The organism is Enemella evansiae, assembly GCF_002250705.1.
GTDB classification, from domain to species: Bacteria; Actinomycetota; Actinomycetes; order Propionibacteriales; family Propionibacteriaceae; genus Enemella; species Enemella evansiae.
The window spans coordinates 656,636-670,468 of the sequence record NZ_NMVP01000001.1 but is presented as its reverse complement, the minus strand read 5'-3'; the positions used below and the strand labels follow the sequence as shown (position 1 = coordinate 670,468).

Annotated in this window: 15 protein-coding genes; 10 read left to right on the top strand and 5 right to left on the bottom strand. The window is 69.8% G+C overall.

Annotated features, from left to right (window positions below):
* Positions 1-46: 46 nt before the first annotated feature.
* Genes BI335_RS03220 through metW form a run of 3 tightly spaced genes read left to right on the top strand, consistent with a single transcriptional unit; the run spans position 47 to position 3,106 of the window.
* A complete protein-coding gene (locus BI335_RS03220) occupies positions 47-1,375 on the top strand; it encodes an O-acetylhomoserine aminocarboxypropyltransferase/cysteine synthase family protein (RefSeq protein WP_094429628.1) in 1,329 nt (442 codons plus the stop codon).
* Positions 1,362-2,510 carry a homoserine O-acetyltransferase MetX gene (gene metX / locus BI335_RS03215; RefSeq protein WP_094429627.1) on the top strand — a complete coding sequence of 383 codons (1,149 nt, stop codon included), beginning with the start codon at positions 1,362-1,364 and terminating at the stop codon, positions 2,508-2,510. Before BI335_RS03220 ends, metX begins: the two co-directional genes overlap by 14 nt.
* Complete coding sequence (gene metW / locus BI335_RS03210) at positions 2,507-3,106, top strand: methionine biosynthesis protein MetW (RefSeq protein WP_094358544.1); 600 nt, start codon at positions 2,507-2,509, stop codon at positions 3,104-3,106. The genes metX and metW overlap by 4 nt, the downstream gene beginning before the upstream one ends.
* A 139-nt stretch (positions 3,107-3,245) precedes the next feature.
* On the opposite strand, the gene BI335_RS03205 is transcribed toward metW, so the two are convergent.
* Both BI335_RS03205 and BI335_RS03200 read right to left on the bottom strand, forming a co-directional pair.
* Complete coding sequence (locus BI335_RS03205) at positions 3,246-3,686, bottom strand: HNH endonuclease (protein ID WP_094358542.1); 441 nt, start codon at positions 3,684-3,686, stop codon at positions 3,246-3,248.
* A gap of 472 nt (positions 3,687-4,158) precedes the next feature.
* Complete coding sequence (locus BI335_RS03200; protein ID WP_229119409.1) at positions 4,159-5,139, bottom strand: 5'-3' exonuclease; 981 nt, start codon at positions 5,137-5,139, stop codon at positions 4,159-4,161.
* Between the two features lie 51 nt (positions 5,140-5,190).
* On the opposite strand from BI335_RS03200, the gene BI335_RS03195 reads away from it, so the two are divergent.
* From BI335_RS03195 to BI335_RS03175, 5 genes are read left to right on the top strand one after another with little or no spacing between them, the layout of a single operon-like run.
* Positions 5,191-5,649, top strand: coding sequence for an Lrp/AsnC family transcriptional regulator (locus BI335_RS03195; protein ID WP_094358540.1), 459 nt, complete (start codon positions 5,191-5,193; stop codon positions 5,647-5,649).
* Positions 5,650-5,661: 12 nt separating this feature from the next.
* Positions 5,662-7,251, top strand: a complete 1,590-nt coding sequence (locus BI335_RS03190) for an amidohydrolase (protein WP_094429626.1) — start codon at positions 5,662-5,664, stop codon at positions 7,249-7,251.
* Entirely contained in the window at positions 7,248-8,909 is a 1,662-nt protein-coding gene (gene lnt, locus BI335_RS03185; protein WP_094429625.1) for an apolipoprotein N-acyltransferase, read from the top strand. The genes BI335_RS03190 and lnt overlap by 4 nt, the downstream gene beginning before the upstream one ends.
* 56 nt (positions 8,910-8,965) lie before the next feature.
* Positions 8,966-9,793 carry a polyprenol monophosphomannose synthase gene (locus BI335_RS03180; RefSeq protein WP_094429624.1) on the top strand — a complete coding sequence of 276 codons (828 nt, stop codon included), beginning with the start codon at positions 8,966-8,968 and terminating at the stop codon, positions 9,791-9,793.
* Entirely contained in the window at positions 9,793-10,404 is a 612-nt protein-coding gene (locus tag BI335_RS03175) for an FxsA family protein (RefSeq protein WP_094429623.1), read from the top strand. Before BI335_RS03180 ends, BI335_RS03175 begins: the two co-directional genes overlap by 1 nt.
* Positions 10,405-10,413: 9 nt before the next feature.
* Here the strand turns inward: BI335_RS03175 and BI335_RS03170 are convergent, their stop codons facing one another.
* Positions 10,414-10,746 carry an RNA polymerase-binding protein RbpA gene (locus BI335_RS03170; protein ID WP_094358530.1) on the bottom strand — a complete coding sequence of 111 codons (333 nt, stop codon included), beginning with the start codon at positions 10,744-10,746 and terminating at the stop codon, positions 10,414-10,416.
* Between the two features lie 121 nt (positions 10,747-10,867).
* On the opposite strand from BI335_RS03170, the gene BI335_RS03165 reads away from it, so the two are divergent.
* Together BI335_RS03165 and BI335_RS03160 are read left to right on the top strand one after the other, a co-directional pair.
* Positions 10,868-11,728: a hypothetical protein gene (locus BI335_RS03165; RefSeq protein ID WP_094429622.1), complete on the top strand. Its 861-nt coding sequence runs from the start codon at positions 10,868-10,870 to the stop codon at positions 11,726-11,728.
* 53 nt (positions 11,729-11,781) lie between these two features.
* On the top strand, positions 11,782-12,498 hold the full coding sequence (locus BI335_RS03160) for an alpha/beta fold hydrolase (protein WP_094429621.1): 717 nt from the start codon (positions 11,782-11,784) through the stop codon (positions 12,496-12,498).
* A gap of 1 nt (position 12,499) precedes the next feature.
* Here BI335_RS03160 and BI335_RS03155 read toward each other — a convergent pair whose 3' ends face one another.
* Complete coding sequence (locus tag BI335_RS03155) at positions 12,500-13,291, bottom strand: glycerophosphodiester phosphodiesterase (RefSeq protein ID WP_094358524.1); 792 nt, start codon at positions 13,289-13,291, stop codon at positions 12,500-12,502.
* A gap of 5 nt (positions 13,292-13,296) precedes the next feature.
* Complete coding sequence (locus BI335_RS03150; protein ID WP_094358522.1) at positions 13,297-13,809, bottom strand: PGPGW domain-containing protein; 513 nt, start codon at positions 13,807-13,809, stop codon at positions 13,297-13,299.
* Between the last annotated feature and the right edge of the window lie 24 nt (positions 13,810-13,833).

The window sequence follows — 13,833 nt, the reverse complement described above, 5'->3', positions numbered from 1 at the left end:
GGGTGCTGGCTAGCGTGTGACGCGCCCGAGCGAAGGAGAGGAACAGATGTCCGAGCAGCCCGCCGATCAGCCCACCCCCGACTACCGTCCCGAGACGCTGATGGTGCATGCCGGGCAGGAGGAACCGGACAGCGCCACCAATGCGCGTGCGGTGCCGATCTACCAGACCACCTCCTACGTCTTCGACGACACCGAGCACGCCGCCGACCTGTTCGCACTGAAGACGCCGGGCAACATCTACACCCGGATCATGAACCCGACGACCTCGGTGTTCGAGGAGCGGATCACCGCACTCGAGGGCGGCGTCGGCGCGCTCGCGACCGCTTCCGGGGCGGCCGCGGTCACCTATTCGGTGCTCAACCTCTGCTACGCCGGTGACAACATCGTCGCGGTCGCCACCCTCTACGGCGGCACCTTCGCGCTCTTCGCGCACACCCTGCCGCAGTATGGGATCGAGGTCCGTTTCGTCGACCCGGATCGCCCCGAGGACCTGGCCGCACAGGTGGATGACAAGACCCGGCTGGTGTTCGGCGAGACACTCGGCAACCCGAAGGTCAACGTGCTCGACCTGGACGCCTGGTCCGAGGCGGCGCACGCCCAGGGCCTGCCGTTCATCGTCGACAACACCTCGGCCACCCCGCACCTGTGCCGGGTGTTCGACCACGGTGTCGATGTCGCCGTGCACTCCGCCACCAAGTACATCGGCGGCCACGGCACCTCGATGGGTGGCGTGATCGTCGACTCCGGTCGCTTCGACTGGGCCGCGAACGCCGACCGGTTCCCCGGGCTGACCGGCCCGGACGGTGCCTACCACGGTGTGGTCTGGACCGAGGCGGTCGGCGAGGCGGCGTACATCATCCGGGCCCGGACCGTGCTGCTCCGCAACACCGGTGCCACCCTGGCCCCGATGCACTCGTGGCTCTTCCTGCAGGGGTTGGAATCCCTGCATGTGCGGATGGAGCGGCACAGCGAGAACGCGCTGGCGATCGCACAGCACCTGCAGCAGCATCCGGCGGTCGCCTGGGTCAACTACCCGGGCCTGCCGGACAACGCCTACAAGGAGGTCGCGGACCGGATGTTCACCGGCCACGGATATTCGGGGTTGATCTCCTTCGGGTTGAAGGATGGCCGGGCGGCCGGATCTCGTTTCGTGGAAGGACTGCAGCTGTTCTCGCATCTGGCGAACATCGGTGATGCGAAGTCGCTGGCGATCCACAACGCCTCCACCACCCACTCCCAGCTCACCGAGGAGGAGCTGGAAGCGGCCGGCGTACCGGCGGACATGGTGCGGCTCTCGATCGGGATCGAGCAGGTGGACGATCTGATCGGTGATCTGGACCAGGCGCTGGAGAAGGCAACCGGTGGCACCAACTGATTGCGGCGTCGGGCAGGTCGGCACCCAGCGGGTACGCCTGTTCGACGCCTCCCACCCGTTGCTGCTCGCCAGCGGGGCAACACTCGGCGAGGTGGAGATCGCCTACGAGACCTATGGCACGTTGAACGACGACGCCAGCAACGCGGTGTTCATCTGCCATGCGCTCACCGGTGATGCCCACGCCGCCGGATTCCACGACGGGGCGAAGAAACCGGGCTGGTGGGACAACCTGATCGGCCCCGGCCGGCCGGTGGACACCGACCGGTTCTTCGTGATCGCGCCGAATCTGCTCGGCGGTTGCAGCGGCAGCACCGGGCCGGCATCGACCAACCCGGAGACCGGCCGGGCCTACGGTCTGGATTTCCCGCTGCTGCAGATGATCGACTTCGTCACCGTGCACCGGGCGCTGCTCGACCACCTCGGGGTGTCCCGACTGGCGGCCGCCGTCGGCGGCTCGCTCGGCGGGATGCAGGTGCTCCAGTGGGCGCTCGCTTTTCCTGAGCAGGTGGAGAATGCGGTGATCATCGCTGCCTCCAGCCGGCTCAGCGCACAGAACATCGCCTTCTCCGCGGTGGCCCGCGAGGCGATCATGCGCGATCCCGGATTCCGCGCCGGTCACTATCTCGATGAGGGCACGCTGCCCGAGGTGGGGCTGTCGATCGCCCGGATGATGGCGCACATCACCTATCTGTCCGAGGAGGCGATGGCGGAGAAGTTCGGTCGCCGATTCCAGGACTCGACGACCCCCCGGCACGGTTTCGGCGTGGACTTCGAGGTGGAGAGCTATCTCAACCACCAGGGCGAGACCTTCCTGAACCGCTTCGACGCGCTCAGCTATCTCTATCTGACCCGGGTGATGGACTATTTCGACGCGTTCGCCCAGGGGGAGTCGCTGACGAAGGTCGCGGCCGCCGGGACCCGGTTCTGCGTGCTGTCCTTCGATTCGGACTGGCGGTTCGACACCAGCCATTCGCGGCGGATCGCGAGCACCCTGGAGCGGGCCGGGTGCCCGACCACCTTCCGGGAGATCACCTCGCCGTGGGGGCACGACTCGTTCCTGCTGCCGATCCCCGCCTACCACGACACGCTGCGGGCATTCCTCTCGCTGGCCGGGTCGGCCGGGGAGCAGCGATGAGCGATCAGTTGCGCGCCGATCTGGCGCTGGTCGCCGAGCTGATCCCGCCCGGGTCCCGGGTGCTCGATCTCGGCTGTGGCGAGGGTCGGTTGCTGCGGCATCTGATGACCGAGAAGGCCTGCACCGGGACCGGGGTGGACAGCGACGACGAACAGGTGCTGCAGGCGATCCGCCGCGGTGTACCGGTCATCGAACTCGACATCGATGCCGAACTCGACCACTTCGCCGACGACTCCTACGACACCGTGGTGCTGTCCCGAACGATCCAGGCGGTCCGCCACCCGGGCCGGGTGCTGCCGGAGATGGCGCGGATCGGACACCGCTGCATCGTCTCGGTGCCCAACTTCGGCTGGTGGCGGAACCGGGTGTCGGTGGTCCGCGGCCGGATGCCGATCTCACGGGACCTGCCCTACACCTGGTACGACAGCCCGAACGTCCGCTACACCACCCTGACCGACCTGGAGGAGTTCTTCGCCGCCTCCGGATTCGCCGTGGAGCAACGGATCGCGCTCACCGACGACGGTCGACCGTTGCGCTGGCAACGGGGTGCGAACCTGCTCGCGGGTTCGGCCGTGTACGTGCTCACCCGCGCCTGACGTTCCCACGTTCCTCGAGTAGGGCGCGCAGCGCCCGGTGTCGAGAGGAACCCTGCGGCCCAGTTCATCTCGACACGCAGCGCCCCGGCTTCGCAGGCGAAGCCGGGGCGCTGCTACTCGATGAACGTGGGTCCCGGGGTCAGCGGACCAGTTGGACGCGGGTCGGGACGTGCGGCTTGTACCGCAGCTCCAACCCCGCTTCCTTCGGCGTGCGGTTGGCCTTGTTCAGGTTGCACGGGCTGCACGCGGCAACCGTGTTCAACCACGAGTTCGGGCCACCGCGCGACTGCGGCACCAGGTGGTCCACCGTGTTGGCGTAGCCACCGCAGTAGGCGCAGACGTGCCGGTCACGCTTCAGCACACCACGCTTCGTCCATCCCGGCGGGCGGGTGTAGAGGAAGGTGGTCTTGACGTAGCGGATCAGGCGGAGCACCAACGGCCAGGGGTAGGGGCCGATCTCGTGACCCTCACGCGCCTCCTCGACGATGGCCACTTCACGCACCAGCATGCCGATCGCGTGCTTCACCGACACGGTGTGCAACGCGGTGTTGTCCGCGTTCAACACCAGTACTCCGCTCATTGGTTCTCCTCCTCTCCGGTCACATCGATTCAGCTGTGGACAAACAAAAACCGCCCTGCGCGCAGGCAGGACGGTGGACACATGCTGACCCCGAGGCATGGACCTCAGGGATCAACCCGGACACCCGTCGATGGTGCGGCGGCGCAGGCAGGGGCGAGCGAGCACACCCCGATCGTGCTCTTCGGCGTAGGCCATCGGACACAGGCTGATCATTCGGTGCTCCTCCTTCCCGGAAGTTCTTGTCGGTCGCGGACCAGTTTCCCCGCAAGCGGGTACTGACCCGTAAACAGGATAGTTGCGGGTCGGAAAACTGTCAGCAACATTTCGGGATCGATCCAGACCTCGATCCGATCGGCCAGCGTGGGCCCAGCCCATCCGCTCCCAGATTCCGATGGTGGGCTGGGTCATCTCGACACGGTCGCCATTGCTCCGCTTCGCTGCGCATGGCGACCTACTCGATGAGCGTGGAGTGCTACCTGGCGAGGGCCTTCAGGACGCGTTCGGCGCTGGAGCCCAGCCCCAACCGGGTGGTGAGTTCGGCGAAGGCGTCCGGGTCGGCGGGGGCCGACGGCAGCTCCAGATCACCGGGTTGTACGCCCAGGTCGAGATCCCGGCGTACCCGGACCACCTCACCGGCCACCGCCAGATAGTCGGCGGCCTCGTCGAAGCGTTTGCGCTGGGTCCCGGTCATCCCGCTCTCCGGATCGAGCGCCGCCTCGATCAGCTGATCGAGATCGCCGAACCGGTTCACCAGCCCGGCGGCGGTCTTCTCGCCGATGCCCTTCACCCCGGGGATCCCATCGGAGGTGTCGCCGCGCAGCGCCGCGAAGTCGGCGTAGTGGCGGGCGTCGATGTCGTACTTCGCCTTCACCCAGGCGCCGTCGACGACCTGCAGGTTCGACATCCCGCGCGCGGTGTAGAGGATCCGCACCCCGGCGGCATCGTCGACCAGCTGGAACAGATCCCGGTCCCCGGTGACCACATCGCAGGGCACCTCACTCTGGGTGGCCAGCGAACCGATCACGTCGTCGGCCTCGTAACCGTCCGCGCCGACGATCGCGATGCCCAACGCGGTCAGCGTCTCCTCGATCCACGGCACCTGGTGGGAGAGCCCGTCGGGGGACTCCTCGGCGACCCCGGTCTCGGCGCCGACCCCACCGGCCCCCACCACCGAGCCCTGCTCCGCCGACACCTCCGGGGCGACCCGATGGGTCTTGTAGGAGGGCAGCAGATCCACCCGCCACTGCGGCCGCCAGTCGTTGTCCCAGCCGGCGGCGAGCTGGGTCGGGGAGTGGTCGGTGACCAGCCGGGCGATGAAGTCCAGCAACCCACGGACCGCGTTCACCGGCTGCCCGTCGGGGGTGCGGATGCTGTCCGGCAACCCGTAGAAGGCACGGAAATAGAGGCTTGCGGTGTCCAGCAGCATCAGCTTGGCGGGCGCGGTCTCGACCATGCCCGCCATCGTGTCAGAAACCGTTCCCCCTCGGCTGGCAGGATTGACGCCATGGAGGACACCGACCGCAGAATCCTGGCGCTGCTCGCCGCCGACGGCCGGATGTCCTACACCGATATCGGCCGCGAGACCGGCCTCTCCACCTCCGCCGCCCAGCAGCGGGTACGCCGCCTCGAACAGCGGGGCGTGATCACCGGGTACACCGCCCGGATCGACCCGGCCGCCCTCGGCCAGCTGATCACCGCGATCGTCGCGGTCCGCCCCAACGACGCCAGCCAGGCCGACGACATCCCGCAGCGGCTCACCGAGATCCCCGAGATCGTCTCCTGCTACACCGTCGCGGGTGATGCCAGCCATCTGCTGGTCGTGCAGTGCGACAGCCCGACCGATCTGGAGCGCTTGCTGACCCGGATCCGGACCACCGCCCGCGCCGCGACGCACACCACGCTGGTGCTGTCGGTACCCTTCAGCGACCGACAGCACATCGCCGTCGACCAGAGCCAGCCATGACCGGGAGCCCGCGTGACCGTTGAGAGCGTCGCCTCGACCGGCGCCGGTTTCGTGCTCACCGGCGTACCGCTGCTGCAGCGCCCCGGCGCCGACGCACTCGCGGTCATCGGTGGCCGGATCGCCTGGCTCGGCCCGAGCGAACGGGCCGGCTCCCTCGGCCTGCCGGTGCGCCACCTCGGCGACCAGGCGGGGGAGCGGCTGCTGCTCGCCCCGGCCTTCGTCGATGCCCACGCGCACGTGCTGCTCACCGGCCGCGGCCTGGCCGGACTGCAGATTGGCCGCAAGGAATCGGCCGCCGAACTGCTCGGTGCGCTGGCCCAGACCGTCGCCGCCCGGCCCGGTGCGCTGGTGCACGGCCAGGGCTGGGACCACACCCATTGGCCCGAAGGCCGGCCGCCGACGATGGCCGAACTGGATCGGGCCGCCGCCGGCGCACCGGTCTTCCTGACCCGGGTCGAGATGCACTCCGCGCTGGTCTCCAGCGCGCTGGTCGACCGGGTACCGGGGCTGGCGGACGCCGACGGATTCGACCCCGGCGGCTGGATCAACCGGGACGCGTTCGCACTCGCCTCGCAGTCGATCGCCGGCATGTTCACCGACGACCAGCGCCGCGAACAGGTCGCCCTGGCGCTCGGCCAGGCCGCCCGCAACGGCATCGGTTCGGTGCAGGAGATGTCCGCCCCGCACATCAACACCCTGGCCGAGCTCGAGCTGACCCGGCAGGTGGCCGCCGGGTTGGGCGTACGCCTGCCCGCCTGGTGGGGCGAACTCGCCACCCCCGAGCTGCTCGACTGGGCGCGGGCCGAGGGCCTGGTCGGCCTCGGCGGCGACCTCAACCTGGACGGCGCGATCGGATCCCGGACCGCCTGCGTCACCGGCGGCTACCACGATCACGGCTCCAGCGGATTCCTCTATCTGGACACCGAAACCGCGACCCGGCACATCGTCGACTGCACCGCGGCCGGGCTGCAGGCCGGCTTCCACTGCATCGGTGACACCGGGGTGACCACCGCCGCCCACGCCGTCGCGGCGGCCGCCGACCAGCTCGGCGTCGACCGGATCCGCGCGATGCGGCCGCGGCTGGAGCACGCCGAGATGACCAGTGACCGGGCGATCGCGCTGATGGCGCGCAACGGCGCGGTGGCCAGCATGCAGCCGATGTTCGAGGCCTGGTGGGGTGGCCCCGGCGGGCTCTACGAACAGCGCCTGGGCGTCGACCGGGAGCCGATGAACCGGTTCGCCTCGCTGCACCGGGCCGGGGTCCCGCTGGCCTTCGGCTCCGACACCCCGGTCACCCCGTTCTCCGGCTGGGAGGTCGTCTCGGCCGCCGGTCAGCACTGGGTGGCGGGGGAGCGGTTGCCGGTCGCGGAGGCGTTCGCGGCGACCACCGTCGGTGGGCACCGGGCCGTCCGGCAGGCCGACCGTGGCCTGCTCGAGGTCGGGCAGGCCGCCGACCTGGCGCTGTGGGTACTGCCCGAACCGCTGGTCGACGGCTGGCCCGAACTGTCGGCGTACGCCCCGCTGCCGACCTGTCTGGCGACCCTGGTGGACGGGGTACCGGTTTTCGACGAGCGGGGCCTGTTCGCGGAGGTGAGCCGATGAGTAGCCGGGCCGAACACGGGGATCCGAAGCGCTGGCCGCGTGGCCTCCGGGCGGTGGCGCTGCTGGCCGCCGGTGCGGTCACCGGCCTGTCCTTCCAGCCCACCGCCTGGTGGCCGCTGCAGACCCTCGGCGTCGCCGCGCTGGTGCTGCTCCTGGACCGCCGCACCGGCTACCGCAAGCGTGGCTTCGGCGCCGGCTATCTGTTCGGGCTCGGGCTCGGTGCGGTCAGCCTGAACTGGCTGCGGGTGCTGGTACCCGGCGCCGGGCCGGCGATCGCGGCCGCGCTGATCGCCTTCGAGGCGCTGTTCTTCGGGCTGCTCGGGATGGCCCTGGTGCTGGTCCGGCGGCTGCCCGGCTGGCCGGTCTGGATGGCGTTGTGCTGGGGACTGTGCGAGTGGATCTACGGCCGGGTCCCGTTCGGCGGCTTCGGCTGGATCCGGCTGGTGTACGCCCAGGTCGACTCCCCGCTCGCCGGGTTGCTGCCATTCCTCGGCGTCTCGGGGGTGTCGGTGCTGGCCGCGCTGGTCGGCACCCTGCTCGCCTGGTGGCTGCTGCGGGCCCGCCGGGTGCGCCGACTGGTCACCTTCGTCGCGGTGCTGGCGGTGCTCGGCGGCCTCGGGATGGCCGGGAAGAGCTACCAGGTGGAACCGGCCGCGGGCACCGGCAGCGTCACCATCGGCATGGTGCAGGGCAATGTCGACGGGGTCGGGATCGGCGGCATGGGCCGGGCCCGCTCGGTCACCAACAACCACTTCTCCGAGACGGTGAACCTGATGGCCCGGGCCCGCACCGGCACGGTAGCGATGCCGGATTTCGTGCTCTGGCCGGAGAATTCGACCGACATCGATCCGACCACCGACTTCCAGACCCGGCAGGTCGTCTCCGCCGCCAGCCAGATCGCCGGCGTACCGATCCTGGTCGGCGCGGTGATGGAGGGGCCCGGTCCAGACGAGCGGCAGACCAGTGCGCTGTGGTGGAACCCCGACCAGACGATCACCGCGCGCTACAACAAGCGCAACCTGGTGCCGTTCGGTGAATACATCCCGTTCCGCAACGAGCTGCTGCCGCTGATTCCGCTGCTGCAGCTCGTCGGCGCCCAGTCCATTCCCGGCACCGACCCCGGTGTCATCCAGGGCCGGTTGAACGACGGCAGCACCATTCGGGTCGGCGACGTGATCTGCTTCGAGCTCGCCTACGACCGCACGGTGCGCGAGGCGATCAACGGTTCGGAGGTGCTGGTGGTGCAGTCCAACAACGCCACCTACCGGCGTACCCCGCAGATCTATCAGCAGTTCGCGATCACCCGGGTCCGGGCGATGGAGGCGCGCCGCGAGATCGTGGTCGCGACCACCAACTCGGTGTCCGGGCTGATCGACCGGGACGGCCGGGTGATCGAGCAGACCGAGGAACTGACCTCGGCCTCCAACAGCTACACCATTCCCCGCCGCGAGGCACTCACCCCGGCGATGCGGTGGGGCGGGTCGGTCGACCTGCTGATCAACCTCGGCGCGATCGGCGCGCTGCTGGCGGGGATCGGCGTACGCCTGGTCACCCGGCGGCGGACGCCCGCGGGCCCGGATCGGACCACCGAACCGGCGACCGAGACCGCCGGAAACGCGGCACGCGGTCGCGGCAGCGACCTACCCTTGGCGGAATAGGACAAAATGGGGCGGACGGCCGCACCCGCGGCACCCATCGACCCGGAGAGAGACGCATGACCCAGGACCCCACCGCCGCCGACACCTACCCCGGGCTCGGGCGCGTACTGGTGATCATCCCGACCTACAACGAGGCGGAGAACATCCGCCCGATCACCGAGCGGCTGCGGAAGTCGGTGCCCCAGGTCCATCTGCTGGTCGCCGACGACAACTCTCCGGACGGCACCGGGCAGATCGCCGACGAGCTGGCCGCCGCCGACGACCATGTGCACGTGCTGCACCGCAAGGGCAAGGAGGGGCTGTCCGCGGCCTATCTGGCCAGCTTCCGCTGGGGCCTGGAGCAGGGTTACGACGTGCTCGTAGAGTTCGACGCCGACGGATCGCACCAGCCCGAGCAGCTGGACCGGTTGCTCGATCGGCTCGCCCAGGGCGCCGACATGGTCAAGGGCTCGCGCTGGGTGAAGGGTGGCTCGGTGATCAACTGGCCCAAGCAGCGCGAGTTCCTCTCCCGCGGCGGCAGCCTCTACACCCGGCTGATGCTCGGCATCCCGGTCAAGGACGTCACCGGCGGGTTGAACGCGATGCGCGCCGAGCTGCTCCGCGCGATCATCGGTGACATCGACGCCAAGGGCTTCGGCATCCAGCGCGACCTCACCTGGCACGCCTACCGCAACGGTTACCAGGTCGTCGAGGTGCCGATCGACTTCAAGGAACGGGAACGCGGCAACTCCAAGCTGGGCAAGGATGTCTTCGTCGAGGCGCTGAAGCAGACCACCGTGATGGGCCTGCAGCACCGCGGCCGGCAGGTCCGCCGGCTGCTCGGCCGCGGCCAGACCAGCGGCAAGGCGGGGATGGATCAGCCCGAGGCCGGCAAGCGGGCGTGATGGCTGCCGCGCCGCGTCGCCGACCCTGGCTGGTACCGCTGCTGGCGGTGCTGTTCCTGGTCGTCACGATGACCGAACTGTGGGTCATCCTGCAGCTCGGCGGGCTGCTCGGGCTGATCCCGACGCTGCTGCTGATGGTGCTGTCCTCGGTGGCCGGCGCCTGGCTCACCAAGCGCGAAGGGGTGCGGGCCTGGCGGGCGTTGAACAAGGCCCTCGCCTCCGGGCAGATGCCGCAGGGGGAACTGGCCGACGCCGCCCTGGTGCTGTCCGGCGGCCTGATGCTGTTCTTCCCGGGCTTCATCACCGACGCCGTCGGGCTGATCTTCCTCATCCCGTTCACCCGGCCGGCGGCCCGCTGGCTGCTCGGTAAGGTGGTCGGGGCGAAACTGCGGAACTACCAGCCGCCCAACCCGCTCTCCGGGATGGGCGCGGCGGGTCCGTTCCTCCGGTCGGGACCGGGGGCGTACCCCGAGGACGACGATGCCCGACCGCGCAACGGATCCTGGCAGGATCCGTCCGGAGGCCGGGCATCGGGTTACGGGGATGAGGGCGTGGTGATCGAGGGTGAGGTCATCGACGACGATCCCGACCCCGATCACCGCCGCCGCTGACGCGGTCGGTCAGTCCTTGCCGCGGAGCAGGTCGAGCCGCTCGGCGAGCAGGTCCTCCAGCTCCGGGATGGACCGCCGCTCGCGCAGCATGTCCCAATGGGTGCGGGCCGGCTTCTCCTCCTTCACGGTCATCGGTACGCCGTCGGAACGGACGCTCTCCTGACCGCAGCGGGGGCATTCCCAGCTGGTCGGCAACTCCGCCTCCTCGGCGAAGGTGCGGGTGAAGTGGTGCCCCTGTGGACAATCGAAACCGATCTCGGTCCGGGGGGCGAATTCGATGCTGGTCTCGTCCTCGAAGCTCTTGGCGCCGAGACCGGACCCGCGCAGTGAACGATCTGCCATGGCAACCTCCAGTGTGTCTGCCCCCGTGCAACGCCTGCGGGACGCGTTCTGTTCCCCCAATGTAGCGCGGGTCACAACGACTTCTCCGGGTGGTGGGGGCCGCTTCGCTACGGTGTCGGCCATGCGACCGTTGCCACGATTCTGGGCCGTCCGCGAGGACACCGTCCGCGGTCCCGACGCCCGCGATCAACTGGTCCGGATGTGGGGCTGGTCGACCGATTCGTTGGCCGATGCGACCCGGGTCGCGGGCGAGCGGGTGGCCCGGCTCGCCGAGACCTGGCGGCTCGGCCGGCGTTGGGACGAGTACTATCCGCGGATCCCGCTGCGCGAGGAGGTGCTCGGCGATCTGACCACCGGCGACGGCACCCTGGTCGGCGTGGTCACCCGGATCCGTTACGGAGCGGAGGTGCTGAACACCGATGCGCTGCTGATCGCCGATCTGGATCTGCCGCTGGATACGGGCTGGACCTTCTGGCGCGGGCTGTTCGGCCGCGGTCCTGATCCGGCCGCGGTGGCCGCGGCGGAGGAACCGATCCGGGCCCGGGTCGCTGCCCTGGTCGCCCGGCGACCCGACTGGGGCATACACCTGTATCGCACGGCGGCCGGTTTCCGGCTGCTGGTCACCGGCAGCGGCGCCGAACCGGCCGGACCGGTGGCGGCCGCGGTGCTGGCCGAGCTGGGCAGCGATGAGGTGTACGCCCGGCTCTGCGCCAGCCACCAGACCTACCGGGCGCGGCTCACCCCGAAACCGTGGCGCGCCGAGAAGAAGCTGGGTGCGCTGGTGCGCTGGCCACCGGGCGACCCGAAACGGGAGCGGCGCTACCGCGACTGGCTCGCCCGGTACAACCGGGCCGCTGCGGCGTACGCCACCTGCCGGCTGGAGGAGCGGCGCGGGCCCGGCCCGGCGACCGAGGCCGAACGGCTGCTGCTGACCACCCACGACCGGGTCACCCGCGCCGAATCGGGACTCCCGCTCGCCTGAGCCCTCGCGTACTGTCAAAGCCACGCCGTCGGATGCGATCAAAGGAGTTCACGATGGCCGCAACGTTCGTTCTCATCACCGGTGCCTGGCACGGTGGCTGGGCGTGGCGCCCGGTCGCCCAGCATCTGCGGCAGGCGGGACACCGGGTCCTCACCCCGACGCTGCCCGGCCTGCGCGACGGCGACGAGCCACGGAACTACGAGTTGGGCGATGTGGTCGACCATGTCGTCGGCATGATCGAGGGCGAGGATCTGCGCGAGGTCACCCTCGTCGGGCACAGCTGGGGTGGGTATGTGATCACCGGTGCCGCGCCGCGGGTCTCGCAGCGGCTGAGCAAGCTCGTCTACTGGAGCGCATTCGTCCCCGCGGCCGGCCGCCCGCTGCTGGATGAGGTGCCGCCGCACTATCGGGAACTGTTCGAGGGCCTGTCGGCGGCCTCGGGCAACAACTCGGTGATGCTGCCGTTCGAGGTCTGGCAGGCGGCGTTCATGCAGGACGCCGACGAGCCGGTGCAGCAGGTCATCCACGAGCTGCTCGTCCCGCAGCCGATGCAGTATTTCACCACCCCGGTCGAACCCGTCGTACCGGCCGAGCTCGGCATCGATGCGGCCTATCTGCTCGGGGCCGACGACATCGCCCTGCCGCCGGGGGAGTACGGCTGGGAGCGCTTCCCCGAGCGGCTCGGCGTGTCCGCGGTCGAGGTACCGGGTACCCACGAGGCACTGTTCACCCGGCCCGAGGAACTGGCCGAAGCCTTCCTGAAGGCCTGAGTCAGGTCCACAGGCCGCGGGCCCGGCAGACCTCCTTGAGCAGGTCCGGGCGGTCGGTCACCAGGCCGTCCACCCCGAGATCGATCAACCGCTCCATCTCGGCCGGGTCGTCGATCGTCCAGACGTGCACCTGCTGACCGGCCGCGTGCGCGCGGGCGATCAGCCCGCGGCTGACGATCGGCACCTCACGACCGGCGATCGGCCACCGGACCGGCACCTGGAAGGCGACACCGTCGTCGTGCAGGTAACGGGGGAGGACCGGCAGGAATGCCGACCAGGCGACCCCGGGCGGGTTCACCGAGGTGGCGACCTGGGTGCCCATCAACCGGCGGAAGGCGGACAGCCGCTCGCGCGAGAAGGAGCCGACGCAGACCCGGTCCTGGGCGTGCAGGGCGGCGAGCACACCGGCCAGCGGTTCGACCGCACCGGGGGCCTTGATGTCGATGTTGAAGAACTGTTCGTCGAAGGTGTCGAGCAGCTCGGCCAGTGTCGGGATCGGTTCACCACCGACCCGGATCTGCTGCAGTTCCGACCAGGGCAGGTCGGCGATCAGTCCGGTGGCGTCGCCGTCGCAGACCCGGTCCAGCCGGTCGTCGTGGAAGGCGACGAGTACGCCGTCAGCGGTGACGTGCACATCGGTCTCCAGCCACCGGTAGCCGAGCGCGACGGCCTGCGCGAAGGCGAAGACGGTGTTCTCCCGGCCGACGTTCTCCGGCAGCAGCGAGCCGCCACGGTGGGCCAGCGGGATGAAGGGGGCGTCGAAATAGCGGTAATCGGCGGCGCGTGGGGCCATGGCGGTCAGCGTACGCCCGGGAGCTGGCGCAGCACGGCCAGGACCGAATCGGGCAGCCACCCCGGGGCGCCGAAGATCAGCATCGAGCTGTAGAGGCCGGTCAGCGCACAGATCGCGACGATGCACCAGAACACCGCCTTGCGCCGCCGCGGCCACTTGCGGAAGTCATCGAAGCGGGCCTTGAACCAGTACATCAGGTCCTGCGCCCACTCGAACTCGCTGGCCCAGACCGCCAACCCGGCAAGGAAAAGCGGGATCCCGCCCGGTCCGGGAAGCGGGCCGGTGATGATGGCGGCGATCATCAGCAGCACGCCGAGGACGGCGACCCCGATCCGGTAGAAGAACAGCTTGCGCGGGTCGCGGCGGATCTTCGCCCGCCACTTCCAGCGATCCTCATCGGCATCGATCAGGTGCGGATGCCGGTCGTGGTGCCGATGGGCACCGGTCGCCGGCTCCGCCCCGGGGTCGCTGATCGCGTCGGCATCATCCTCCCCGTGCGGGCCCCGATCGGTGCGCATGGCCCAACCCTATTAGCACGCTCA

What these genes read in the sequence shown, in the direction of transcription:
- BI335_RS03180 (WP_094429624.1), top strand. Translation starts at nt 8,966, where the DNA reads ATGACCCAGGACCCCACCGCCGCCGACACCTACCCCGGGCTCGGGCGC.
- BI335_RS03165 (WP_094429622.1), top strand. Translation starts at nt 10,868, where the DNA reads ATGCGACCGTTGCCACGATTCTGGGCCGTCCGCGAGGACACCGTCCGC.
- BI335_RS03150 (WP_094358522.1), bottom strand. Translation starts at nt 13,809, where the DNA reads ATGCGCACCGATCGGGGCCCGCACGGGGAGGATGATGCCGACGCGATC.
- BI335_RS03200 (WP_229119409.1), bottom strand. Translation starts at nt 5,139, where the DNA reads ATGGTCGAGACCGCGCCCGCCAAGCTGATGCTGCTGGACACCGCAAGC.
- BI335_RS03155 (WP_094358524.1), bottom strand. Translation starts at nt 13,291, where the DNA reads ATGGCCCCACGCGCCGCCGATTACCGCTATTTCGACGCCCCCTTCATC.
- BI335_RS03160 (WP_094429621.1), top strand. Translation starts at nt 11,782, where the DNA reads ATGGCCGCAACGTTCGTTCTCATCACCGGTGCCTGGCACGGTGGCTGG.
- BI335_RS03195 (WP_094358540.1), top strand. Translation starts at nt 5,191, where the DNA reads ATGGAGGACACCGACCGCAGAATCCTGGCGCTGCTCGCCGCCGACGGC.
- BI335_RS03170 (WP_094358530.1), bottom strand. Translation starts at nt 10,746, where the DNA reads ATGGCAGATCGTTCACTGCGCGGGTCCGGTCTCGGCGCCAAGAGCTTC.
- BI335_RS03220 (WP_094429628.1), top strand. Translation starts at nt 47, where the DNA reads ATGTCCGAGCAGCCCGCCGATCAGCCCACCCCCGACTACCGTCCCGAG.
- BI335_RS03175 (WP_094429623.1), top strand. Translation starts at nt 9,793, where the DNA reads ATGGCTGCCGCGCCGCGTCGCCGACCCTGGCTGGTACCGCTGCTGGCG.
- BI335_RS03205 (WP_094358542.1), bottom strand. Translation starts at nt 3,686, where the DNA reads ATGAGCGGAGTACTGGTGTTGAACGCGGACAACACCGCGTTGCACACC.
- lnt (WP_094429625.1), top strand. Translation starts at nt 7,248, where the DNA reads ATGAGTAGCCGGGCCGAACACGGGGATCCGAAGCGCTGGCCGCGTGGC.
- metW (WP_094358544.1), top strand. Translation starts at nt 2,507, where the DNA reads ATGAGCGATCAGTTGCGCGCCGATCTGGCGCTGGTCGCCGAGCTGATC.